At 62.1% G+C, this 22,284-nt stretch carries 23 protein-coding genes; 22 read left to right on the top strand and 1 reads right to left on the bottom strand.

The features are described from left to right. Window positions 1-5: 5 nt before the first annotated feature. From DVR09_RS10295 to DVR09_RS10205, 20 genes are read left to right on the top strand one after another with little or no spacing between them, the layout of a single operon-like run. Window positions 6-857 (top strand): NADH-quinone oxidoreductase subunit C, encoded by an 852-nt coding sequence (locus DVR09_RS10295; protein ID WP_115417896.1) that lies wholly within the window; start codon window positions 6-8, stop codon window positions 855-857. Continuing rightward, on the top strand, window positions 854-1,390 hold the full coding sequence (locus DVR09_RS10290) for a hypothetical protein (RefSeq protein ID WP_115416850.1): 537 nt from the start codon (window positions 854-856) through the stop codon (window positions 1,388-1,390). The genes DVR09_RS10295 and DVR09_RS10290 overlap by 4 nt, the downstream gene beginning before the upstream one ends. Next, entirely contained in the window at window positions 1,387-2,604 is a 1,218-nt protein-coding gene (locus DVR09_RS10285) for an NADH-quinone oxidoreductase subunit D (protein ID WP_115416849.1), read from the top strand. The genes DVR09_RS10290 and DVR09_RS10285 overlap by 4 nt, the downstream gene beginning before the upstream one ends. Next, entirely contained in the window at window positions 2,604-2,783 is a 180-nt protein-coding gene (locus DVR09_RS10280; protein ID WP_115416848.1) for a hypothetical protein, read from the top strand. The genes DVR09_RS10285 and DVR09_RS10280 overlap by 1 nt, the downstream gene beginning before the upstream one ends. Then, on the top strand, window positions 2,776-3,444 hold the full coding sequence (nuoE, locus tag DVR09_RS10275) for an NADH-quinone oxidoreductase subunit NuoE (RefSeq protein WP_115416847.1): 669 nt from the start codon (window positions 2,776-2,778) through the stop codon (window positions 3,442-3,444). The genes DVR09_RS10280 and nuoE overlap by 8 nt, the downstream gene beginning before the upstream one ends. Further along, window positions 3,444-3,584 carry a hypothetical protein gene (locus DVR09_RS17190; RefSeq protein ID WP_162814787.1) on the top strand — a complete coding sequence of 47 codons (141 nt, stop codon included), beginning with the start codon at window positions 3,444-3,446 and terminating at the stop codon, window positions 3,582-3,584. Before nuoE ends, DVR09_RS17190 begins: the two co-directional genes overlap by 1 nt. Beyond that, window positions 3,584-4,876: an NADH-quinone oxidoreductase subunit NuoF gene (nuoF, locus tag DVR09_RS10270; protein WP_115416846.1), complete on the top strand. Its 1,293-nt coding sequence runs from the start codon at window positions 3,584-3,586 to the stop codon at window positions 4,874-4,876. The genes DVR09_RS17190 and nuoF overlap by 1 nt, the downstream gene beginning before the upstream one ends. Next, window positions 4,873-5,082, top strand: a complete 210-nt coding sequence (locus DVR09_RS10265; protein ID WP_115416845.1) for a hypothetical protein — start codon at window positions 4,873-4,875, stop codon at window positions 5,080-5,082. The genes nuoF and DVR09_RS10265 overlap by 4 nt, the downstream gene beginning before the upstream one ends. Then, window positions 5,075-7,084 carry an NADH-quinone oxidoreductase subunit NuoG gene (gene nuoG / locus DVR09_RS10260; RefSeq protein ID WP_115416844.1) on the top strand — a complete coding sequence of 670 codons (2,010 nt, stop codon included), beginning with the start codon at window positions 5,075-5,077 and terminating at the stop codon, window positions 7,082-7,084. The genes DVR09_RS10265 and nuoG overlap by 8 nt, the downstream gene beginning before the upstream one ends. After that, a complete protein-coding gene (nuoH, locus tag DVR09_RS10255) occupies window positions 7,081-8,142 on the top strand; it encodes an NADH-quinone oxidoreductase subunit NuoH (RefSeq protein ID WP_115416843.1) in 1,062 nt (353 codons plus the stop codon). The genes nuoG and nuoH overlap by 4 nt, the downstream gene beginning before the upstream one ends. After that, window positions 8,139-8,624 carry an NADH-quinone oxidoreductase subunit NuoI gene (gene nuoI, locus DVR09_RS10250; RefSeq protein WP_115416842.1) on the top strand — a complete coding sequence of 162 codons (486 nt, stop codon included), beginning with the start codon at window positions 8,139-8,141 and terminating at the stop codon, window positions 8,622-8,624. The genes nuoH and nuoI overlap by 4 nt, the downstream gene beginning before the upstream one ends. A gap of 27 nt (window positions 8,625-8,651) precedes the next feature. After that, the gene (locus tag DVR09_RS10245; RefSeq protein ID WP_115416841.1) at window positions 8,652-9,275 is read left to right on the top strand and encodes an NADH-quinone oxidoreductase subunit J; all 624 of its coding nucleotides are present in this window, start codon (window positions 8,652-8,654) and stop codon (window positions 9,273-9,275) included. After that, window positions 9,272-9,577: an NADH-quinone oxidoreductase subunit NuoK gene (gene nuoK / locus DVR09_RS10240; RefSeq protein WP_115416840.1), complete on the top strand. Its 306-nt coding sequence runs from the start codon at window positions 9,272-9,274 to the stop codon at window positions 9,575-9,577. The genes DVR09_RS10245 and nuoK overlap by 4 nt, the downstream gene beginning before the upstream one ends. 6 nt (window positions 9,578-9,583) lie before the next feature. Then, complete coding sequence (gene nuoL, locus DVR09_RS10235; protein WP_115416839.1) at window positions 9,584-11,575, top strand: NADH-quinone oxidoreductase subunit L; 1,992 nt, start codon at window positions 9,584-9,586, stop codon at window positions 11,573-11,575. Further along, complete coding sequence (locus DVR09_RS10230; RefSeq protein WP_115416838.1) at window positions 11,575-13,119, top strand: NADH-quinone oxidoreductase subunit M; 1,545 nt, start codon at window positions 11,575-11,577, stop codon at window positions 13,117-13,119. The genes nuoL and DVR09_RS10230 overlap by 1 nt, the downstream gene beginning before the upstream one ends. Beyond that, window positions 13,119-14,582, top strand: a complete 1,464-nt coding sequence (gene nuoN / locus DVR09_RS10225) for an NADH-quinone oxidoreductase subunit NuoN (protein ID WP_115416837.1) — start codon at window positions 13,119-13,121, stop codon at window positions 14,580-14,582. Before DVR09_RS10230 ends, nuoN begins: the two co-directional genes overlap by 1 nt. Continuing rightward, the gene (locus tag DVR09_RS10220; protein ID WP_115417895.1) at window positions 14,579-15,301 is read left to right on the top strand and encodes a biotin--[acetyl-CoA-carboxylase] ligase; all 723 of its coding nucleotides are present in this window, start codon (window positions 14,579-14,581) and stop codon (window positions 15,299-15,301) included. Before nuoN ends, DVR09_RS10220 begins: the two co-directional genes overlap by 4 nt. A 3-nt stretch (window positions 15,302-15,304) precedes the next feature. Beyond that, window positions 15,305-16,078, top strand: coding sequence for a type III pantothenate kinase (locus DVR09_RS10215; RefSeq protein WP_115416836.1), 774 nt, complete (start codon window positions 15,305-15,307; stop codon window positions 16,076-16,078). Next, the gene (locus DVR09_RS10210) at window positions 16,075-17,724 is read left to right on the top strand and encodes a ribonuclease J (RefSeq protein ID WP_174223740.1); all 1,650 of its coding nucleotides are present in this window, start codon (window positions 16,075-16,077) and stop codon (window positions 17,722-17,724) included. Before DVR09_RS10215 ends, DVR09_RS10210 begins: the two co-directional genes overlap by 4 nt. Window positions 17,725-17,735: 11 nt before the next feature. Beyond that, window positions 17,736-18,008, top strand: a complete 273-nt coding sequence (locus DVR09_RS10205) for a DUF1467 family protein (RefSeq protein ID WP_115416835.1) — start codon at window positions 17,736-17,738, stop codon at window positions 18,006-18,008. Here the strand turns inward: DVR09_RS10205 and DVR09_RS10200 are convergent, their stop codons facing one another. Next, window positions 18,009-20,633 carry a coiled-coil domain-containing protein gene (locus DVR09_RS10200; protein WP_115416834.1) on the bottom strand — a complete coding sequence of 875 codons (2,625 nt, stop codon included), beginning with the start codon at window positions 20,631-20,633 and terminating at the stop codon, window positions 18,009-18,011. 71 nt (window positions 20,634-20,704) lie between these two features. Between DVR09_RS10200 and DVR09_RS10195 the strand changes: the two genes are divergently transcribed. Both DVR09_RS10195 and DVR09_RS10190 read left to right on the top strand, forming a co-directional pair. Then, complete coding sequence (locus tag DVR09_RS10195) at window positions 20,705-21,001, top strand: Hpt domain-containing protein (RefSeq protein WP_115416833.1); 297 nt, start codon at window positions 20,705-20,707, stop codon at window positions 20,999-21,001. An 86-nt stretch (window positions 21,002-21,087) separates the two neighbouring features. Continuing rightward, window positions 21,088-22,266, top strand: a complete 1,179-nt coding sequence (locus DVR09_RS10190; protein WP_115416832.1) for a hypothetical protein — start codon at window positions 21,088-21,090, stop codon at window positions 22,264-22,266. The last annotated feature ends 18 nt before the right edge of the window (window positions 22,267-22,284 follow it).

The raw sequence follows: 22,284 nt of genomic DNA, 5'->3' as shown, positions 1-22,284 counted from the left end.
TGGCGATGGCAGTGTTACATTCCGCGCCCCGGTTCACGCAGATCGACGGGCTCAAGGCTACGCTTACGCAGGCCCTCGGGGATCATCTCGTCGAGGCGGATGAAGAGCACGGCGAGCTGCTGTTCACCGTGAAGCGCGACAGCATCGAGGATGCGCTGCGCATCCTGCGTGACGATCACGCCTATCAGCAGCTGATGGAAATCGCGGGGGTTGACTATCCCAGCCGCGCCGAGCGGTTCGAAGTGGTTTATATGCTGCTTTCGCTCACCAGCAACAATCGCATCATGGTGAAGTGTTCGGCAAGCGAAGATACGCCCGTTCCGACCGTCACCACCCTCTGGCCGAACGCAGGCTGGCTCGAGCGCGAAGTATTCGACATGTACGGTGTGCTGTTCTCGGGCAATACCGATCTGCGCCGTATCCTGACCGATTACGGCTTCGAAGGGCATCCCTTCCGCAAGGATTTCCCGCTGACCGGCTATCACGAGTTGCGCTATTCGGAAGACGAGAAGCGCGTCGTCTACGAGCCGGTCGAACTCGCCCAGGATTTGCGTCAGTTCGATTTCATGAGTCCGTGGGAAGGTGCCGATTACGTGCTGCCGGGCGACGAGAAAGCGGACACGCCGCCGGTCGACGATCCCAAGACCACCGAAAGCCCAAAACAGACGGGCGCGGGAGCCAGGGCCGATGCCAAGGCTGCCGAAAAGGTAAGCGCCGACGCTCCGGCCGAGAAAGATGGCGGCAAGAACCCTCCGGCGCCCGAGCCGACAGAAGACAAGCCCGCCCGTTCCGAGCGCAAGGGCAAAACGACAGACACTGCCGAGGCCACCGAGCCGAAGAAGAAGGATAAGAAATGATGCGTCGTCTTTTTCTTCCCCTCGCGGTTCTCGCCTTGGCAGCCTGTTCCTCGGAACCTGCCGAGCAGGAAGATGCCGACGGATTCGCCGATCGAATTGGCCAGGGTGGCGAGACATCCGAGGTGGCCAAGGCCGACCCTGATGCTCCAAACACTGCCGTGCCGGTGCCTCCCGCTGGCGCCGATCTGACCGCGCTCCAGCAGCTCGGTGACATTGGCGGCGTCGATCTCGGTCCGCGCGATGGCGGGTGTACGCTGATGGTCGGCAGTGAAGAGATGCTGATTGCCGCCGGTATGCGCGATAAGGCGCTTCCCGGTAAGGCTGTGGTTCGGCTTGGCGGAAGCCTGGTCGTCGTCGATGCCGATATGGGTGGTCTCGACGCCATCAGGACCGGGACAACCTTCAATGGGGAAGGTTTCGCCATCACCGTGACCCCGGCAGCAGGCGAGCAGCAGAGCCGCCCGGCCAACGTCACGGTGCGCGATGCGGCGGGCAAAACCCAATCCTATAGCGGTAACTGGATCTGCGCATGAGCCACGCCATGCATCTTGAAGAATCGCCCACCACCGGCGACGAGGTGATCACCAATTACACGATCAACTTCGGGCCTCAGCACCCTGCGGCGCACGGCGTGCTGCGCATGGTCATGGAGCTCGACGGCGAGATCATCGAGAGGATCGATCCGCATGTCGGCCTGCTCCACCGCGGCACCGAAAAGCTGATCGAACACAAGACCTATCTGCAGGCGCTGCCCTATTTCGACCGGCTCGACTATTGTTCGCCGCTGGCGCAGGAATACAGCTATGTCCTCGCGATCGAGAAGCTGCTCAATGTCGAAGTGCCCGAACGCGGGCAGTATCTGCGCGTTCTGTTCGCCGAGCTGACCCGCATCTGCAACCACATGCTCAACATCGGCGCGCACGTCATGGACGTCGGCGCGATGACGCCGAACCTGTGGGTGTTCGAGCTGCGCGAAGACTGCATGAACTTCTTCGAGCGGGCTTCGGGTGCGCGCATGCACAGCGCCTGGTTCCGCCCCGGCGGCGTCCATCAGGACGTGCCCGAAAAGCTGCTGGTCGATATCGGCAACTGGGTCGATGGTCGGCTCCAGGAATTGTTCGGCGATGCAATGAGCCTCGTGCTCGACAACCGCATCTTCAAGCAGCGCAACGTCGATATCGCCGTTGTGAGCAAGGACGACGCGGTGGCCTGGGGTTTCTCCGGCCCGATGATCCGCGCCGCGGGCATCCCGTGGGACCTGCGCAAGTCGCAGCCCTATGATGTTTACGACCGGATGGAGTTCGACATTCCCGTCGGCACCAATTCGGACTGTTACGACCGCTTCGTGGTGCGCGTGAAGGAAGTTTACGAGAGCGCGAAGATCATCAAGCAGTGCCTGCGCGATATGCCGTCCGGCCCGATCGCCAGCGACGACCGCAAGGTTTCGCCGCCCAAGCGCGCCGAGATGAAGCAGTCGATGGAAGCGCTGATCCACCACTTCAAGCTCTATACCGAGGGCTTCCACGTGCCAGCGGGCGAAGTCTACGTCGCCACCGAAAGCCCCAAGGGCGAATTCGGCGTCTACCTCGTCAGCGACGGGTCGAATAAACCCTATCGCTGCAAGATCCGTCCGACGGCCTTCAGCCACCTGCAAGCAATGGACTTCATGTCGAAGGGCCATATGCTGCCCGACGCAACTGCCATCCTAGGCGCCATCGACGTCGTGTTCGGGGAGTGTGACCGCTAATGGCGCGCGAACTGTTCATCTTTGTCGCGGCATTCGCGGCCTTTGCTTCGGCGGTTGCGGCTTACCTTGTCGCCTTCCACGGCGAAGCTTCGCTCAAGGAAATTCTCTCGACGGCCTTCGCCGCCGTCATCGGTCTCTATGTGGGCCGCTATGTCGAACGCAGGTTGATCAATGGCTGACCGTTCCCCCGCACCCGATACTCCCGAACTGCGCGAGCGCTGGGGTGCTTTCGAGTTCACCGAAAGCTACCGCGAGCGCGCCGACACTGCGATTGCGCGCTATCCCGAAGGGCGCCAGCGCTCGGCGGTGATGCCGCTGCTCGACCTTGCCCAGCGCCAGGTCGGCGAGGAAACCGATACGCAGGGCTGGCTGCCGCTGCCGGTGATCGAATATGTCGCCGACTATCTCGACATGCCGGTCATCCGCGTGCTCGAGGTCGCCAGCTTCTATTTCATGTACAATTTGAAGCCCGTGGGTAAGTACCACGTGCAGGTCTGCGGCACGACGCCGTGCATGCTGCGCGGTTCGGACGGATTGTTCGAAACCTGCAAGAAGCGCGGCATGAAGAAGGGGCATGTCTCCGAAGACGGTCTCTGGACCCTCACCGAAGTCGAATGCATGGGCAATTGCGCCACCGCGCCGATGGTCCAGATCAACGACGACAATTACGAGGATCTCACGCCCGAGCGCCTCGATGCCATCCTTGACGAACTGGCCGCAGGCAAGCAGCCCAAGACCGGCACCCAGATCGAAGGCAAGCGCACCAGCGAGCCCGAAGGCGGCCCGACCACGCTGAAGGAAATGGTCGACGCCAATCACGATTACCGGAAGGACTGGTGATGAGCATTGCCACCATCCTGATCGCGCTGGTTCTCGGCTTCATCGCCTGGAAGGTGCTCGTCGGCCTCGTGAAATTCGGTGTGCTCGCGGTTATCGCGGTCGCCGCTATCTATTTCCTCTCGCAAGGGGGTGCATTCTGATGCTTGCCGACAAGGATCGCATCTTCACCAACCTCTACGGCTTCCAGGACTGGGGCCTGAAGGCAGCGCAGCAGCGCGGCGACTGGGACGATACCAAGTCGCTGATCGCGCGCGGTCACGACACTATCATCGAGGAAGTGAAGGCCTCGGGCCTTCGCGGGCGCGGCGGCGCAGGCTTCCCGACCGGCCTCAAATGGTCGTTCATGCCGAAGGAATCGAAGGACGGCCGTCCCAGCTTTCTCGTCATCAATGCCGACGAATCCGAACCCGGCTCGTGCAAGGACCGCGAGATCATCCGCCACGATCCGCACAAGCTGATCGAAGGCGCGCTGGTCGCGGGCTACGCGATGCGGGCGAGGGCCGCCTATATCTACATTCGCGGCGAATACATCCGTGAGGCCGAAACGCTGCAGGCGGCGATCGACGAGGCTTATGACGCCGGGCTGATCGGCAAGAACGCGGCGAAGTCGGGCTACGATTTCGACGTCTTCCTCCACCGTGGCGCAGGCGCCTACATCTGCGGCGAAGAAACCGCGATGATCGAAAGCCTCGAAGGCAAGAAGGGCCAGCCTCGCCTCAAGCCGCCATTCCCGGCTGGCGCGGGCCTCTATGGCTGCCCGACCACGGTCAACAACGTCGAATCGATCGCCGTCGTCCCGACGATCCTGCGCCGTGGCGCGAGCTGGTTCGCGAGCTTCGGGCGCGAGAACAACAAGGGCACCAAGCTCTTCCAGATCAGCGGCCATGTGAACAAGCCCTGCGTGGTCGAGGAAGCGCTTTCGATCCCGTTCAGCGAGCTGATCGAGAAGCATTGCGGCGGCATTGTGGGCGGCAAGGACAATCTCCTCGCCGTGATCCCGGGCGGTTCGTCGGTTCCGCTGGTGCCCGCAGAGCAGATCTGGGACGCGCCGATGGATTTCGATGGTCTCAAGGACCTCGGCTCGGGCCTCGGCACGGCAGGCGTCATCGTGATGGACAAGTCGACCGACATCGTCCGCGCGATTTCCCGTCTCAGCTATTTCTACAAGCACGAGAGCTGCGGCCAGTGCACCCCCTGCCGAGAAGGTACGGGCTGGATGTGGCGTATGATGGAGCGCCTGCGCACCGGTGATGCGGCAATCGAGGAAATCGACATGCTGCAGCAGGTCACCAAGCAGGTCGAAGGTCACACCATCTGCGCGCTGGGCGATGCGGCGGCCTGGCCGATCCAGGGCCTCATCCGCCACTTCCGCCCCGAGCTCGAACGCCGGATCGAAGAACACAACGCCAAGTTCGCGGAGGCAGCGGAATGAGCGGCGCGGTCATCATTCGACTGGTTTCGATTGCCCTCATCGCTCTCGCTGCGCTCGTAGCGGTTCTCGGCTATGCCGACTATGCGGCGGGCGAAGCTTCGAAATTCGATTATGCCATTTCATTCGGCGGTCCGCTGTTCATAGGGATTGCCCTGCAACTATTCGCGCGGGCGAACCTGCGCACCGAAGGATCCCACGATGCCTAAGGTAACCGTAGACGGACAGGAAATCGAAGTCCCGGACGGCGCGACCGTGCTCCAGGCCTGCGAGCTTGCGGGGAAGGAAATCCCGCGTTTCTGCTATCACGAACGGCTGTCGATCGCCGGCAATTGCCGCATGTGCCTGGTCGAGGTGAAGCCCGGGCCGCCCAAGCCGCAGGCAAGCTGTGCGCTCCCGGCTACCGAGGGGCAGGAAATCCGCACCGACAGCGAGATGGTCAAGACCGCGCGCGAAGGGGTGATGGAGTTCCTTCTCATCAACCACCCGCTCGACTGCCCGATCTGCGACCAGGGCGGCGAATGCGATTTGCAGGACCAGTCGGTTGCCTATGGCCGCGGCGCGACGCGTTACGAGGAAAATAAGCGCGCCGTCACCGAGAAATATATGGGGCCGCTGATCAAGACGGTCATGACACGCTGCATCCACTGCACCCGCTGTGTGCGCTTTAGCGAGGAAATCGCGGGCGTGGACGAGATTGGCGCGGTCGGTCGCGGCGAGGACATGCAGATCACGACCTATCTCGAACAGGCCGCCGAACACGAGTTGAGCGCCAATGTGATCGACCTGTGTCCGGTCGGTGCACTCACCTCGCGTCCCTATGCTTTCGAAGCGCGGCCGTGGGAGCTCAAGAAGACGCTCAGCATCGACGTATCCGATGCCGTCGGCGCGAACATCCGTCTCGACAGCCGTGGCCGCGAAGTCATGCGCGCGCTTCCGCGTATCAATGACGACGTCAACGAGGAATGGCTGTCCGACAAGGGCCGTTACCAGGTCGATGGCCTGACCAAGCGCCGCCTCGACAAGGTTTTCATGCGCAAGAAGGGCGGCCTCAAGCCCGCGAGCTGGGACGAGGCGTTCAAGGCGATCGCCAAGGCGAAGCCGGGCAAGGACATTGCCGCCATCGCGGGCGACATGGTCGATTGCGAAACCATGTTCGCTGCCAAGGCGCTGCTGAAGGCTTGCGGTTCGAGCCTGCTCGAAGGCCGCCAGACCGGCATGGATTACGACGTTTCGAATCTTGCCGCGGTCAATTTCAACTCGACCTTCGCGGGGATCGAAACCGCCGATGCGATCCTGATCGTCGGCAGCCACATTCGTTGGGAAGCCCCGCTGGTGAATGTCCGCCTCCGCAAGGCGGTAAAGCGCGGCGCCAAGGTTTTCGTCATCGGCCCGCGCTGGGACACGACCTATCCGGCCGAATTCCTCGGCGAGGACCTCTTGGCGCTCTCCAAGCTCCCGAAGGAAGCCGCCGAAGCTTTCAAGGGTGCGGAACGTCCCGCTATCATCATGGGCGGTGCGGCTCTCGCCAAGGGCGCGCTCGGCGCGGGCCTTGCCTTCGCCGAGACTTACGGTCTCGCGAAGGATGGCTGGAACGGTTTCAACGTCATGCACTTCAGCGCCGCGCGCATGGGCGGGCTTATGCTCGGTTTCGCGCAGAAGGGCGGAATGAAGGATATTGCCGCGGCCAAGCCCAAGGTGGTCATCAGCCTTGGCGCGGACGAGATGGATTTCGAACCCTTCGCCGACGCGCTCAAGGTCTATATCGGCCACCACGGCGATCGCGGTGCGCATGCGGCGGACATCGTCCTGCCGGGCGCCAGCTTTGCCGAGAAGGACGGGACCTACGTCAACACCGAAGGGCGCGTGCAATTCGCCGAAAAGGCCGTCTTCGCGCCGGGTGACGCGCGCGAGGACTGGACGATCCTGCGCGCGCTGGCCGATGCGCTGAAGGTCGAGGTCGGCTTCGACAGTTTCGCACAGCTTCAGGCGGCGATGATCGCCGAAGTGCCCGCGCTGAGCGAAGAAGGTCTCGCCAGCTACGGCGCGCTGCCCCGGGCCGATGCGAAGGCGAAGGCCGAAGGCACGATCTCGTCCTATCCGATCAAGGACTTCTACCTCACCAATCCCATCGCCCGCGCCAGCGCTGTGATGCAGCAGTGTTCGAGCGAACTGCTCGGCAGCGGCGAGCTTGCGGAGGCTGCGGAATGACCGAATTCTTCCAATCCCTCGGCATGACCTACGAATGGGCGTGGTTCACCGCCACCATCGCGGGCATCCTGCTGATCGCGCTGCCGCTGATGCTGGCCGTCGCGATGATCATTTACGTCGACCGCAAGGTCTGGGCGGCGATCAATTTGCGCCGCGGCCCCAATGTGGTCGGCCCCTTCGGCCTGCTGCAGAGCTTCGCCGACGGCCTCAAGGTCTTCCTCCAGGAAACCATCATTCCGAGCGCCGCCAACAAGGGCATCTTCCTGCTCGCCCCGATCATCACCTTCACCGTTGCGCTGCTCGCCTGGGCGGTGATCCCGTTCGATGCGGGCGTGGTGCTTGCCGATATCAATGTCGGCTTGCTCTACGTTCTCGCGATCAGTTCGCTGGGCGTTTACGGCGTGGTCATGAGCGGGTGGGCGAGTAACTCGAAATACCCGTTCTTTTCGGCGATGCGCGCCGCCGCGCAGATGATCAGCTACGAAGTCTCGATCGGCTTCATCCTCGTGTGCGTCGTGCTGTTTGCAGGCACGTTCAACCTGTCCGGCATCGTCGCAGCTCAGCAGGAATTCGGCCTCGGCATCATCAATGCCTATGTGGTGCATCCGCTGATCTTCCCGATCTGGGTGATGTTCTTCATCTCCTGCCTGGCCGAAACGCAGCGCGTGCCGTTCGACCTGACCGAGGCCGAGAGCGAGCTCGTCGCCGGCTACCAGACAGAATATTCCTCGATGAGCTTCGCGCTTTTCTGGCTGGGCGAATATGCCAACATCCTGCTGATGTGCTCGCTCAACACGGTCTTGTTCTTCGGTGGCTGGCTGCCCCCGCTCGATATCGATCTCATTCCGTGGTTCGATGTGCCGGGGATCGTCTGGTTCCTGCTGAAGACCTTCTTCTTCTTCTTCATGTTCAGCTGGGTCATGGCGACCGTTCCGCGCTATCGTTACGACCAGTTGATGCGCCTGGGCTGGAAGGTCTTCCTGCCGATGAGTCTGTTCTTCGTCGTTGTCATTTCCGGATATCTCATGGCCACCGGCCACTATGGAGCCGCCGCATGAGCGTCGCGCATCTGATCAAGTCGTTCACCCTGTGGGAGTTCGTGAAGGCACACGCCCTCACGCTGAAATACTTCTTCAAGCCCAAGGTGACGATCAACTACCCCTTCGAGAAGAACCCGATCAGCCCGCGTTTCCGCGGCGAACATGCGCTGCGCCGCTATCCCAACGGGGAAGAGCGCTGCATCGCTTGCAAGCTGTGCGAGGCCGTGTGCCCCGCGCAGGCGATCACGATCGAGAGCGAACCGCGCGAGGACGGCAGCCGCCGCACCACGCGCTACGATATCGACATGACTAAGTGCATCTATTGCGGTTTCTGTCAGGAAGCCTGCCCGGTCGATGCGATCGTCGAAGGGCCGAACTTCGAATACGCGACCGAAACGCGCGAGGAATTGCTGTACGACAAGGCGAAACTGCTGGCCAACGGGGACAAGTGGGAGCGTGCGATTGCCGCGAACCTTGAAGCCGACGCGCCCTATCGCTAACCGCCGCGCCAACGAGAAACGGGGCCAATGATTCAGATTATCGCCTTCTACCTGTTCGCTGCACTGGTCATCGCCAGCGCCGTCATGGTGATCATGGCGCGCAACCCGGTACATTCGGTGCTGTGGCTGATCCTCGCCTTCTTCAACGCCAGCGGCCTGATGGTGCTGGTCGGGGCGGAATTCATCGCGATGCTGCTACTGATTGTCTATGTCGGCGCGGTCGCGGTGCTGTTCTTGTTCGTTGTGATGATGCTCGACATCGATTTCGCCGAACTGCGCGCCGGATTCATCGCGAATTTTCCGCTCGGCATAGCCATCGCATTGATCCTGGCTGCCGAGCTGATTTTCGGCATCGGGGCCTACCAGGCGGGGCAGCTCGACCTTGGGGTCGCGGATGGGCTCGCATCGCCGATGCTCGAAGCTTCGAACACGGCCAGTATCGGGGCTTTGCTCTACAGCGACTACGTCTTCCTGTTCGAGGCTGCCGGTATCATCCTGCTCGTGGCCATGGTGGGGGCGATCGTTCTCACCCATCGCAAGCACCCCGGCGGCAGGCGCGGTCATCAGGATATCGGCAAGCAGAATCGTCGCAATCCCGATGAAGCGACCGTTATGAGACAGCCCGAAGTGGGCAAGGGGGTAGAGCTGTGATCGGCATCGAACACTATATCGTCGTCAGCGCTCTGCTTTTCGTGCTGGGTGTGCTGGGCATCTTCCTGAACCGGAAGAACATCATCGTCATCCTGATGGCGATCGAACTCATACTGCTTAGCGTAAACCTGCAACTGGTGGCTTTCAGCGCCTTCCTCGGCGATCTCGTCGGACAGGTGTTCGCCATGTTCGTCCTGACGGTCGCTGCGGCAGAGGCGGCTGTCGGGCTGGCAATTCTTGTCATCTATTTCCGTGGCCGCGGCACGATCGCGGTCGACGATGTCGACCGGCTGAAGGGGTAAGCCACGGTGCATCCGATCCTTCTTATCGTCTTCCTGCCGCTGCTTGCGGCGATCGTTGCCGGCCTGACCAACAAGGCCGCGCCCAGCATATTCGCCAAGTCGATCACGACTGGTGCGCTGTTCGTCAGCGCCGCGCTGAGCTGGCCGATTTTTCTCGGCTTCGTCGGCGGCACCTACGAACCGACGGTCGTGCCGGTGCTCAAATGGGTGCAGTCGGGCACGCTGACCTTCGACTGGGCGCTGCGTGTCGACACGCTGACCGCTGTGATGCTGGTGGTCATCAACACCGTTTCGGCGCTCGTTCACCTGTATAGCTGGGGCTATATGGAAGAAGACCCGGACCAGCCGCGCTTCTTCGCCTACCTCTCGCTGTTTACCTTCGCCATGTTGATGCTGGTGACCGCCGACAATCTGGTCCAGATGTTCTTCGGTTGGGAAGGCGTGGGCCTTGCCAGCTACCTGCTCATCGGTTTCTGGTTCAGGAAGCCCAGCGCCAACGCCGCCGCGATCAAGGCCTTCGTGGTCAATCGCGTGGGCGACCTCGGCTTCATGCTCGGCATTTTCGGCACCTATCTGGTGTTCGACACGGTTTCGATCAGCGAGATCCTGGCGGCCGCGCCCGGCATGAGTGGGGCGACGATCGGTTTCCTTGGCTACAATGTCTACACGATGGATGTGCTGTGCATCCTGCTGTTCATCGGTGCGATGGGCAAATCCGCGCAGCTCGGCCTGCACACCTGGCTCCCCGATGCGATGGAAGGCCCGACGCCGGTTTCGGCACTGATTCACGCCGCGACGATGGTCACTGCCGGCGTGTTCATGGTTGTCCGGCTATCGCCCATGTTCGAAACAGCTCCTATCGCGCTTGGCCTGGTGACCTTTATCGGTGCCGCGACCTGTATCTTCGCGGCAACCGTCGGCACGACGCAGTGGGACATCAAGCGGGTCATCGCTTATTCGACCTGTTCGCAGCTGGGCTATATGTTCTTTGCCGCAGGCGTCGGTGCCTATGGCGCGGCCATGTTCCACCTGTTTACGCACGCCTTCTTCAAGGCGTTGCTGTTCCTTGGCGCGGGCTCGGTCATCCACGCGATGCACCACGAACAGGACATGCGCTATTACGGCAACCTGCGTAAGCATATCCCGCTGACTTTCTGGGCGATGATGATGGGCACGCTGGCGATTACCGGGGTGGGCATCTATCATCTCGGGATTGGGTTCGCCGGTTTCTGGTCGAAGGATGCGATCATCGAAGTCGCCTTTGCACGCGGCACGGAACTGGGCATGTTCGCCTTCTGGATGGGCGTGTTCGCCGCGCTGCTGACCAGCTTCTATAGCTGGCGCCTGATGTTCCTTACGTTCTGGGGCAAGCCGCGCTGGATCGAGAGCGAACACATCCAGCACAGCGTTCACAAGACGCCGGAAGAAGCGGGCGAGGACACCACTGGGGGCTATCACCCGCATGAAAGCCCGATTTCGATGCTTGTCCCACTTGGCGTTCTGTCGATCGGTGCCGTGTTGGCCGGGCAGATATTCGCGCCGACCTTCCTCGACGATGCGGCGTTCTGGGGCAGCTCGATCTTCTACAACGAGCCGTTGATCCATGCGATGCACGCGGTGCCCTACTGGGTGAAGTATTCGGCGCTGGTCGTCATGCTCATCGGTCTGTTCGTCGCCTGGCTGGCCTATATCAAGGACACCACTATTCCCGGTAAGACGGCCGAACAGCTCGGCCCGATCTACCGCTTCCTCTACAACAAGTGGTATTTCGACGAACTCTACCACTATCTCTTCGTGGTCCCGGCCTTCTGGCTTGGCCGCCAGTTCTGGAAACTCGGCGATGTCGGCACGATCGACCGCTTCGGCCCCAACGGCGTGGCCTGGGTGGTCGAGAAGGGCGCTGTCGGCGCCAAGAAGTTCCAGACCGGATATTTGTATAGCTATGCGCTGGTGATGCTTCTCGGGCTTGTCGCCGCGATCACCTGGGTGCTGTTCTGATGGAGTTTCCCATCCTTTCCCTGATGCTCGCCGTCCCGATGGCCGGCGCAATCGCCTGCCTTTTCCTCGGAGCACAGGCCGCGCGGATGACCGCGTTGCTGGCCACGCTGGTCAACCTTGCTCTCGGCATTCTCCTCTGGGTGAATTTCGAGATAGGCGGGCCGCAGTGGCAGTTCGTCGAGCGCGCCGAAATCTTCGCCGTCTTCAGCTACGCGCTCGGCATCGACGGTATAGCGCTGATGCTGATCATGCTCAGCGTGTTCCTGATGCCGATCTGCATTCTCGCCTCCTGGGACGCGATCACCAAGCGCGTGGGCGAATACATGAGCGCCTTCCTGCTGATGGAAGTGCTGATGATCGGCGTGTTCGCCGCGCAGGACCTCTACCTGTTCTACATCTTCTTCGAAGCCGGTCTGATCCCGATGTATCTGATCATCGGCGTGTGGGGCGGCGATAACCGTATCTACGCCTCGTATAAGTTCTTCCTCTACACGCTGCTCGGCTCGGTCCTGATGCTGATCGCGATGATGTGGATGGTGAACCAGGCGGGCACCACCGACATTCCGACTCTGCTGAACTACGATTTCGACCCGTCTGCGCAGACGTGGCTGTGGCTTGCCTTCTTCGCCAGCTTCGCGGTGAAGATGCCGATGTGGCCGGTCCATACCTGGCTGCCCGACGCACACGTTCAGGCGCCCACTGCCGGTTCGGTGATCCTCGCCGGCGTATTGCTGAAGCTCGGTGGTTACGGTTTCCTTCGCTTCAGCCTGCCGATGTTCCCCGAAGCGAGTGGGCAGTTTGCGTGGCTGGTGTTCTTCCTGTCGATGGTGGCAGTGATCTATACCTCGCTCGTGGCGCTGGTTCAGAACGACATGAAGAAACTGATCGCTTATTCCTCTGTCGCGCACATGGCGATCGTGACTGCTGGCCTGTTTGCCTTCAACGTGCAGGGCATAGAAGGCGCGGTGTTGATCATGTTGGGCCACGGCCTCGTCTCGGGCGCGTTGTTCCTGTGCGTTGGTGTGATCTATGATCGCCTGCACACCCGCGAGATTGCGCGCTATGGCGGCCTCAGCATCAACATGCCGAAATATGCGCTGTTCTTCCTGTTGTTCACCATGGCCAGCATCGGCCTGCCGGGGACCAGCAATTTCGTAGGCGAATTCCTCGCGCTGGCCGGGATCTACAAGGTTTCGACATTGGTAACGCTGGTCTGCACCACGGGTATCATCCTGGGCGCCGCCTATATGCTTTACCTCTATCGCCGCGTGGCCTTTGGCGAACAGAAGAACGCCGATGCGGCCGCCATGCCCGATCTCAACGCCCGTGAATGGGCCATGCTCGCCCCGATCGCAGCCGCCGTGTTGTGGATGGGTGTCTATCCGGAAAGCTTCCTTGCCCCCATGCGTCAGGACATTGCCGCACTCGAGGCGCGTATCGCGCGTGCCGCACCCGATTTCGACGCCGACAATGTGATCGGCACTCCGCGCGAGCATAACGCGAATTATGTCGCGGCGGCCCATGGTGAAGAGGGAGCGCACTGATGTCCTATACAAGCTCTCTTTACCTGACCGGGGCTGAGGTCGGGCTTTCGCTGCTTGGGCTCGTTCTTCTGCTCGTGAGTGCCTGGAGCGGTCCCAAGTCGGGACGTCTGCTGACGGTAATTACCGGAGCCGCGCTCCTCGCCGCTGCGGTGTTCAGCGCCCACCTTTTCGACCGCGCAACCGGTGACGTAGCAGGACGCGCCTTTGGCGATCTCTATCGCGCCGATGCTTTCGGCAGCTTCGCCAAGGTTCTGATCTATCTTGCGACCGCGGCTGTTCTCGTCGTGACACCGCGTTTCTTCGCGCAAGTCGGCGGGTATCGCGGCGAATACCCTGTGCTGATGCTTTTCAACGCGGTCGGCATGGGCATGATGGTGTCGGCCAGCGATCTGATGACGCTCTATATCGGCCTCGAAATGTCGAGCCTGTCGAGCTACATCCTCGCAAGCTTCCTGCGCCAGGATGACCGCTCCGCCGAAGCAGGGCTCAAATACTTCGTTCTCGGCGCGCTGGCTTCGGGCATCATCCTTTACGGCGTGAGCCTGATTTACGGCTTTACCGGCACGACCAATTACGAAGGAATCCGCGCCGCTTTCGACACCGATTTTTCGACCGGTGCGCTATTCGGCGTGGTTTTCGTGCTGGCGGGGCTGGCTTTCAAGGTGAGTGCCGTGCCGTTCCACATGTGGACGCCGGACGTGTACGAAGGCGCTCCGACACCCGTCACCGCTTTCTTCGCCAGTGCCCCGAAAGTCGCGGCAATGGGGATGTTGCTGCGAATGGCGATGGATCCCTTCGCGGGTGAAGTCGATAGCTGGCGGCAAATCGTGATCTTCGCCGCGCTGGCCTCGATCGTGGTCGGTGCGCTGGGCGCGATCGGCCAGCAGAACCTGAAACGCCTGCTTGCCTATTCGTCGATCAACAATGTCGGCTTTATCCTGATCGGTCTGGCAGCGGCCACTCCGGCGGGCGTGGCCGGTGCGTTGACTTATCTCACCATCTATGTGGCGATGGTGGTCGGCAGCTTCACGGCCCTGCTCATGCTGCGCGATCCGACGGGCAACAATCTGGAAACCTTCGCAGACATTTCCGGCCTGTCGACCAGGCGTCCCGCACTTGCCTGGTCACTGCTGGCCCTGATGTTCAGCCTTGCCGGCATTCCGCCGCTATTCGGCTTTTGGGGCAAGTTCGTGGTGTTCCAGGCCGCGGTGCAAGCCGATCTCGTCGCGCTGGCCGCCATCGGTATCGCAGCCAGCGTGATTGGCGCCTTCTACTACCTCAAGTTCATCAAGGTGATGTTCTTCGACGAGCCGGTGCGCGAAGTCGAAGCGAGCAGCCCGATGGGACACTGGGCGGTGTTGGCCATCTGTGTCGCGATCATTTCGCCGCTCGGCTACCTGCTGACCATCCCGCTGGGTGAGTGGACGGCGCAGGCGGCGGCGTCCTTCGTCGCCGCGATGTGATCCGCTTCGTTACCGAGACCGGTTCCACCAATTCCGATCTCGCCGCGCAATTACGCGCGGGCGAAACGGTGGCCGAGGGACAGTGGCTGGTTGCCGACCGGCAGCTATCGGGGCGAGGGCGGCAGGGCCGTACCTGGTTCGATGGCCGGGGCAACTTCATGGGCTCCACCGCAATTCATATCGCCCCGCGCGATCCAAATCCCGCAACCCTTGCGCTGGTGGCGGGCGTCGCGGCCTACGAGGCGGTCTCGAAGGTACTCGCCGACCCCAGCCAGTTGCGCCTTAAATGGCCGAACGATCTCATGCTCGGCAAGGCGAAGCTTGCCGGCATCCTGCTCGAACGGGAAGGCGATGCGATCATTGTCGGCATGGGAGTGAACCTGGCGGCGGCACCCGAATTGCCCGATCGCAAGACAATCGCGCTGTCGGCGCTGGGGCCGGTGCCCGACCGCGACCTTTTCGCCCATTCGCTGGCCCGGGAATTCGATCGCGAGCTGGAGCGCTGGCGGACCTATGGACTCGACCCGCTCGTGCGCCGCTGGGTTGCGGTCGCACATCCTGCCGGAACATCGCTGGTCGTCCAGCCACCGGGCGAAGACCGGATAGAAGGAAGCTTCGCCGGTCTGACGGCCGATGGCGCGCTCTCGTTGCGCTTGGCCGATGGCTCCACCCGTGCCATCCATGCGGGCGATGTAATGCTCGCGAATGAGGAGAGTTGAGCCATGTTGCTGGCAGCCGATGTGGGGAATACCAATGTCGTCTTCGCGCTGATCGACGGGCGCGAAATCAAGGCGCGCTGGCGCATCGCCACCGACCCGCGCAGGACCGGCGACGAATACGCGGTATGGCTGTTGCAGCTCGCCGAATTCCAGGGCTTCGACAAGGGCGATATCACCCAAATGATAATCGGTTCGGTTGTGCCGCGGGCGATCCACAACCTTACCGTCCTGTCGGAAAAGTACCTCGGCATAACGCCGCTGATCGCGGGACAAGGTAGCGCCCAGTGGGGTTTCGAACTCGATATCGAACAGCCCAGTTCGCTGGGCGCCGACCGGGCGCTCAATACACTTGCGGCCCATGCGAAATACGATGGCGACCTGGTTGTGGTCGATTTCGGAACAGCGACCACTTTCGACGCGGTCGACTTCACCGGAGCATATAAGGGCGGGATCATCGCACCGGGTATCAACCTCTCGCTCGATGCGCTGGTCGGCAATACCGCCAAGCTGCCGCGCATAGCGATCGAGCGACCCGACAATGACAGCGTGATCGGCCGCAATACCGAAGACCAGATGCTGATTGGCGTATTCTGGGGTTATGTGGGACTTATCGAAGGATTGATTTCCCGAATGAAGCACGAAATTGGCCGACCGGCAAAGGTGGTGGCGACCGGCGGATTGGCGATCCTGTTCGATGAAAACACCGCGCTTTTCGACGTGGTCGATACCGATCTGACGCTTGAAGGGCTTGCCATTCTTGCGGAGCGCGCAGCTTGAAGAAGGACTTCACTCCCGAAGACGAACTGCTCTTCCTCGCGCTCGGAGGCTCGGGCGAGATCGGCATGAACGTCAACCTCTACGGATGCCAGGGTCGGTGGCTGATGGTCGATCTCGGCATGACGTTTTCGGGCGATCAATATCCTGGCGTCGATCTCGTCTTCGCCGATCTCGAATTCATCGAAGACCGCGCCGACAAGCTCGATGCGATCGTGCTGACCCACGCGCATGAAGACCATATCGGTGCGGTGCCCTATTTCGCGGCCGATCTCGATGTGCCGATCTATGCGACACCGTTCACTGCCGAGCTTGTCCGGCGGAAACTGCAGGAAGCCGGGCTGGTCGACCAGGTCGAGGTGCATGTCATTTCCGACGATCATGGCAGCTTTGCCATCGGTCCGTTCGAGATTACCTATATCCCGCTCGCCCACTCGATCGCGGAAGGCAATGCGCTGCTGATCGATACGCCGCATGGGCGCATCTTCCATACGGGCGACTGGAAACTCGATGAAGACCCGATCATCGGCGTGCCGACCACCGAAGAAGAGCTGACCGAAATCGGTGATGAGGGCGTGCTTGCGCTGGTCTGTGACAGCACCAATGTCTTCAATCCCGCACCCAGCGGATCGGAAGGGGCGGTGCACAAGGGGCTGCTCGAAGAGGTGCAGCGCCGCGCTGGCAAGCGCGTGCTGGTCACAACCTTCGCCAGCAATGTCGCGCGTTTGCAGACATTGGGCGATGTCGCGCGCGAAACCGGACGGCGGATATGTGTCGCCGGGCGGTCGCTCGATCGGATCATCGAAGTTTCGCAGGATAATGGCTATCTGCTGGACTTCCCCGAGCCGCTCGACTTCGACACCGCGATGGGCCTGCCGCGCGGCGAATTGCTGATCCTGGCCACGGGCGGGCAGGGCGAGCCGCGCGCGGCGCTTGCCCGGATTGCCGACGAGAACCACCCGCTCGAACTCGTAAGCGGCGATGTCGTTCTGTTCTCGAGCCGCCAGATCCCCGGCAACGAGATTTCGATCGGGGCGGTGCAGAACAAGCTGGCCGCGCGCGGAATCACCATGGTCACCGATCGCCAGAGCATGATCCATGTATCCGGCCATCCGGGACGCCCCGAACTGGAAGCGCTCTATGGGTGGCTGCGACCGGACATCCTCGTTCCCGTTCACGGGGAAATGCGACATATGCAGGAGCAGGGCAGGCTGGGTAAGGCCAATGGCATTCCCGATCAGGTCGTGCAGCAGAACGGCGATATCGTCCGCCTCGCGCCGGGCGCACCGGGCAAGGTGGCCGAAGTGCGGGCAGGCAGGCTCGTCCTCGATGGCGACATCATCGTTCCCGCCGATGGCGAGGCCATCGCCATGCGCCGCCGGATCATGCGCGAAGGCGTGGTCATCGTTGCGCTGGACGGCGATCTCAATCCGCGTCTCGACAGTATCGGCCTGCCGCTGGACGAGGATTACGGGGATTTTCTCGCGGAAGCGGCGGACGATATTCGTGCCGCGATAGCGAAGCTGCGCGGGCGCGACCGGCGCGACGAGGCGAGCATCCACGAGGCCGCGCGCCTCGCCGCCCGCCGCGCGGCCCAGCGCTGGTCGGGCAAACGCCCTCAGGTTCGCGTCATTCTGCCCAATCTGTAGGAGCCTGACCCATGGAATGGACCAGCATTCTCGCGATCTATTTCCTGTTCTTCGTCTTCAGCGCCTTCGTGCTGCTTCCTTTCGGCGTGCGCACGCATGACGAGGCGGGTATCGAGAAGATCCCCGGCCAGGCCGACAGCGCACCGGTGGAATTCCGGGGCGGACGGCTGTTGTTGCGCGCGGCCTTGCTCGCCGCTCTCGTCACGGCGGTCTATGTGGCCAACTACATCAATGGCTGGATAACCGTCGAGGATCTGATCCTGTGGGGGCCGGATGCGGGGTGATTATTGCCGCAGGCGTTCGAGCGCCTGCGCCAGTACGACATAGAGCTTGCCCATATCGCTGCTGAGCAGGGTTACGCTCACTGCATTGCCATCGCGTGTCGACAGCATGGTGCGCAGCATGGATTCGAAATCATGGATGTAGCGGCTCACATGCTCGCGAAAATCCTGATCGGTATCGTAGAGTTCCGCGATTTCGCGCGCTTCTGTATTGTCGACCAGGCGCACTGCGCGGCGAGTGAATATGCCGCGATCCCCCCGCAAATAGCTGGCCCAGGCGGTGTCGGTAACTTCGGTCGAAAGCACCTTCGCGATGTCGATTGCGTTGGAGTTCAGGCTTTCCGTGATCAACGCGACACGGCGCGAGAAGTCGTTATCGACGTCCTCGCTCGCGCGTTCGCGTGCGTGCGCGATGCGGCTTTCGAGATTGCCGGTCAGTTCGTTGACCTTGGCGAGCTGATCGCGGAGCTGGCGCATGGATTCGCGGCCCGCTTCGGCTGAACGCGCAGTAGCCTCGCCCAAGGCGCTAATCGCCTCTTCGGTATGTTCGCGCAACGCCCTGTCGATTGCTTCCGCGCTCTGTTCCCCGACCTTATCCGCGATGCGGGCAATGCGTGTCGCCTGTTCGCTTTCAATCGCTGAAAGGGCCGTGCGGGCGCTTTCTTCCAACTGTGCGATCGCAGCGCGCAATTCGCCGTGTACCCGCTCGGATAGCGTGGCGCTTTCGTCGCCCAAAGCAGCGACTGCGGAGCGCAACCGTTCGATACTGTCGATCTGAGCCACGGCAGTCTCGCCGAAACCGGCCTGGAATTCGTCGACCGCGCCCATCGCTTCGCGGCTGCGCAGCTCCGCGGTATCCATGCTCGCGGTCAGCGCCTCGCCTGCCGTTTTCGCCTGGTCGAGCAGATTCTTCACCTCCTCGGCGCGCTCTTCGATATTCGCCAGACGATCCTCGCTCGCCGCCATTGCCACGGGAAGTTCGTCCCGACTGTGCTTGGCGCTCGCCTGTATCAGCTCGAGCAGGCGCACGCTGGCGTCGGTCAGGGCGGAGACTGCCTCATCGGTTCCCGAAAGCGCTTCCCGGCTTTCCGCCAGCTTGGCGTCGAGCGTGGCAATCCCGGATGAGAGTTCCTCGCGGGCTTCGCGCCCTTGCTCGCTTACGGTGGAGAACGTCTCTCCGAGTGCGGCAATGCGGTCGGCAAGCTCATCGCCTTCGGCGGCCATCAGCGACAATTGTTCCGCCTGGGCGGCTCGGCGTTCGGCGATCACTTCATCGAGCTCGGCCAGGCGCTGGCTCATGTTGCTGCGCGCCTGGTCCTCTGCCTGCGATAGCTCGGCCTGACGCCGGGAAGTTTCCTCGGCGAACAGGCGGTTGCGCTCGGCAATGCGCGCGTCGACCGTCTCGGCCTCGGCGAACAGATCCTTCAGCTTGGCATTGGCCGCGGCAATCGCCGAATCGTCGATCCGCGTAATCTCGGCGATGGCGTCGCGCAGTCGCTCCTGCATAGCTTCGACTTGCGCATTCCAAGCTGTCAAAGCATGCGCTTCTCCATCGCGGATCGAGCTCGCCGTTTGGGTGGTTTCGTCTCTCAGAATGACGAGGCGCTCGCGCAGGCTTTCCATGGCCGCATCCCGTTCGCGGGCGGCGTCGGCATCGGTTTCGGCCAACTCGCTGCGGAGCCGCTCGAACCGCGAACGGATCGAGGCAAGGGCCTCGACCTCGCGGCTGTCCAGCTCCCCGCGGAATGCTTCGCTGTTCGCGCGCAATTCGGCGAAACGCTGTTCTGCGATCGTGCCGAGCTGTTCGGAGCGGTCCGATAATTCTTCAAGGGCGGCGTCGACGCGTTTCCGCAACGATCCCACCTGTCGTTCGCTTGCCATCCCGAATTCGTTGAGCCGCTCGAACCCGGCGATCAGCTCGTCCAGTTGGCGCTGCGCCTCGCGGCCTGCCCCACCGATCTGGTTCGAGACGTCCTTGGCCGAAGTCGAGATGACGGGCAAATTGTCACGCAGCCGATCCATATTCTCCAAGGCGGTGACACTTACGCGCGCAATGGCTTCGACCTGCTCTCCATTGTCGCTGATCAGCGATTGCAGGCGATCGGCATGCTCGGACAGGCGATCTGTCGCCATGCGGCCCAGGTAATCGAGTTCGTTCGTCTGCGTGGCCAGGAATTCGCGCGCCAGGCTGAGTTCGCGATTGACCGTGACGAGCCGGGTTTCCAGTTCCGCCGATTTGGCCGACAGGTCCTGAGCAACGTCGGAAAAGCGTTTCGCTTCGCGCGTCGAATTGCGCATGGCCAGAATCCAAAGCGACACGATGAGCAGCACCGGTACAGCCCATTGGGTGACGATTTCCGTCCATCGGGACGGGGTGGGGCCGGCCAGTATTTCCGACTGGTGAGCCCAGCCGTAAAATGCCGTCCAACCGAGCGTCGCCGCTATGGCGAGAGTGGGGACAACCCACGCGCGCTCTCTGCCCGGGTCCTCGTCCGCCCACCAATCCTCGTCGCCAACCTCGTCATTCTCGAGCGAGGTTTCCTCGGTAACGCCCTCGGACCTAACGGCTTCCGGGGAACTTTCTTCGGTCGTCTCGTCGACGGCCTGGATTAGCGGACGCTTTGTCATGATTACGAAATCTATCACCAAAGCGACCGGGCTTAAACCACAATTAACCGCGTCGAGGGCATGGGGTATCGATGGCCTACCATTCTGCCGAATTCGACGCCGCTCTGGCAACGGCGGCGGGCGACGATCCTTCGCTCCAGGGCGAGCTGCGCGCGGCTTTCGCAGGCAGCGTGGTTCGGCAGTTGGATTTGCTGCACCGTGCCCGCTGCGATGCCAATTGGGAAGTCGCTGCGGACAAGCTGCACGCTATCGCCGCAAGCTTTCATGCCGTGGAGCTGATGAGTTTGGCCGACGAGGCGCGTTTGGCGGCTCCCGGGGAGCCTACTGTTCTGCGCCGCATCGATGCTTTTGCCGAGGCTCTCGCCTGAGGGTAAATTGGCCGCGCGACTTGGCTTGTGGTGGAAGACCGCCCTAGAAGACGGGTTCGTCCGAAACGTCGCAACCGGAGTGAAGCGTGCGCGTCGCCCTGCTGTCCGTGCTCGATGGCCAATCAGAACCGCGCAACACACGAGCGCCCTTCCGTATGCTCGCCGGTGCGCGCCTCGTGGAGCGGCAGCTCGATATCGCGCTGGCTGCGGGATGCGAGGTCATAGCCTGTCTGGCCGACACGGTGGGGCGCGAAGTGATCGAGCTGCAACACCGGGCCGAAGCGGGCGGCGCGCGCTTCATCGCACTGCGCGAACCGCGTAAGCTGTCCGGAATGGTCGCGGCAAGCGACGAATTGCTGGTCCTGGCGCCAGGCGTATTACCCCATGAGGATGCGGTCCTGCGGCATCTGGCCAAGCCGGGCGTGCTCGTTTTCCCCGCGGATCCCGCAGTCGATCGAGGGTATGAGAGGATCGATGCGCATTTCGCGTGGGCGGGAGCGCTGCTGGTTCGAGGCAATGCCGTCGAGCATCTGGCGCAGCTACCCGACGATGTGGACACTCCTTCCGCGCTTCTGCGGATCGCCTTGCAATCGGGTGTGCGCACGCATCCACTTGAAATGCGCCTGCTCGACGAGAATGTCTGGCTGCGCGATCCCTCTCCTGAAGAGCTGGCGGAACGAGAGCGGAGCTGGGTGGCCGGTCATGCCGATGTCGCGCCATTCACGGCACCCGGCCTTGCCATCGCGGAGCGTATGGGCGCCCGCCTTGCGCGCGATACGCCGGGAGAGCGCCTGCCGCGCTTTCTGGCGCTGGGCACCGTCGCTGCAAGCCTGCTCGCTTTGTCTCTAGGCCTGGCAGGGTGGGTGGCTTCGGCCTTCGCTCTGGCCGCATTGGCGGTAACGCTGTTCGCGATGGAGGGAGTCGTTCGGCGGGTCACCACTGCCGGACAGGTCCGTCCGCGCGTTCCGATGATCGTGCAAATTCTGACTGTCTTGATCGATCCCCTGCTCGTCCTGCTCATCGCTCTCGCTTCCCCCGAAGACACCCAATGGCTGCGTCTCTTCGTGCCCGCGATTCTGGCCGGTCTGTTGCATCTCGGGGAACGGGTGAGTGCACTGCGCTGGCGACGGAGCTACGCCGATCGGGTACTGCTGGTTTCGATATTGCTTCCCGCAGTCCTGCTCGGCATCGTTCAGCCCGTCGTCGGGGCTTTGGCGCTCGCGATTTTGATATCGATTTTCGTTACTTCTGACCCCAGGAACTAACGCTCGCTTAACCATGCC

It is taken from the genome of Erythrobacter aureus, assembly GCF_003355455.1.
Taxonomy (GTDB): domain Bacteria; phylum Pseudomonadota; class Alphaproteobacteria; order Sphingomonadales; family Sphingomonadaceae; genus Qipengyuania; species Qipengyuania aurea.
The sequence above is the reverse complement of the archived record's forward strand: the minus strand, read 5'-3'. Positions and strand labels throughout refer to the sequence as shown.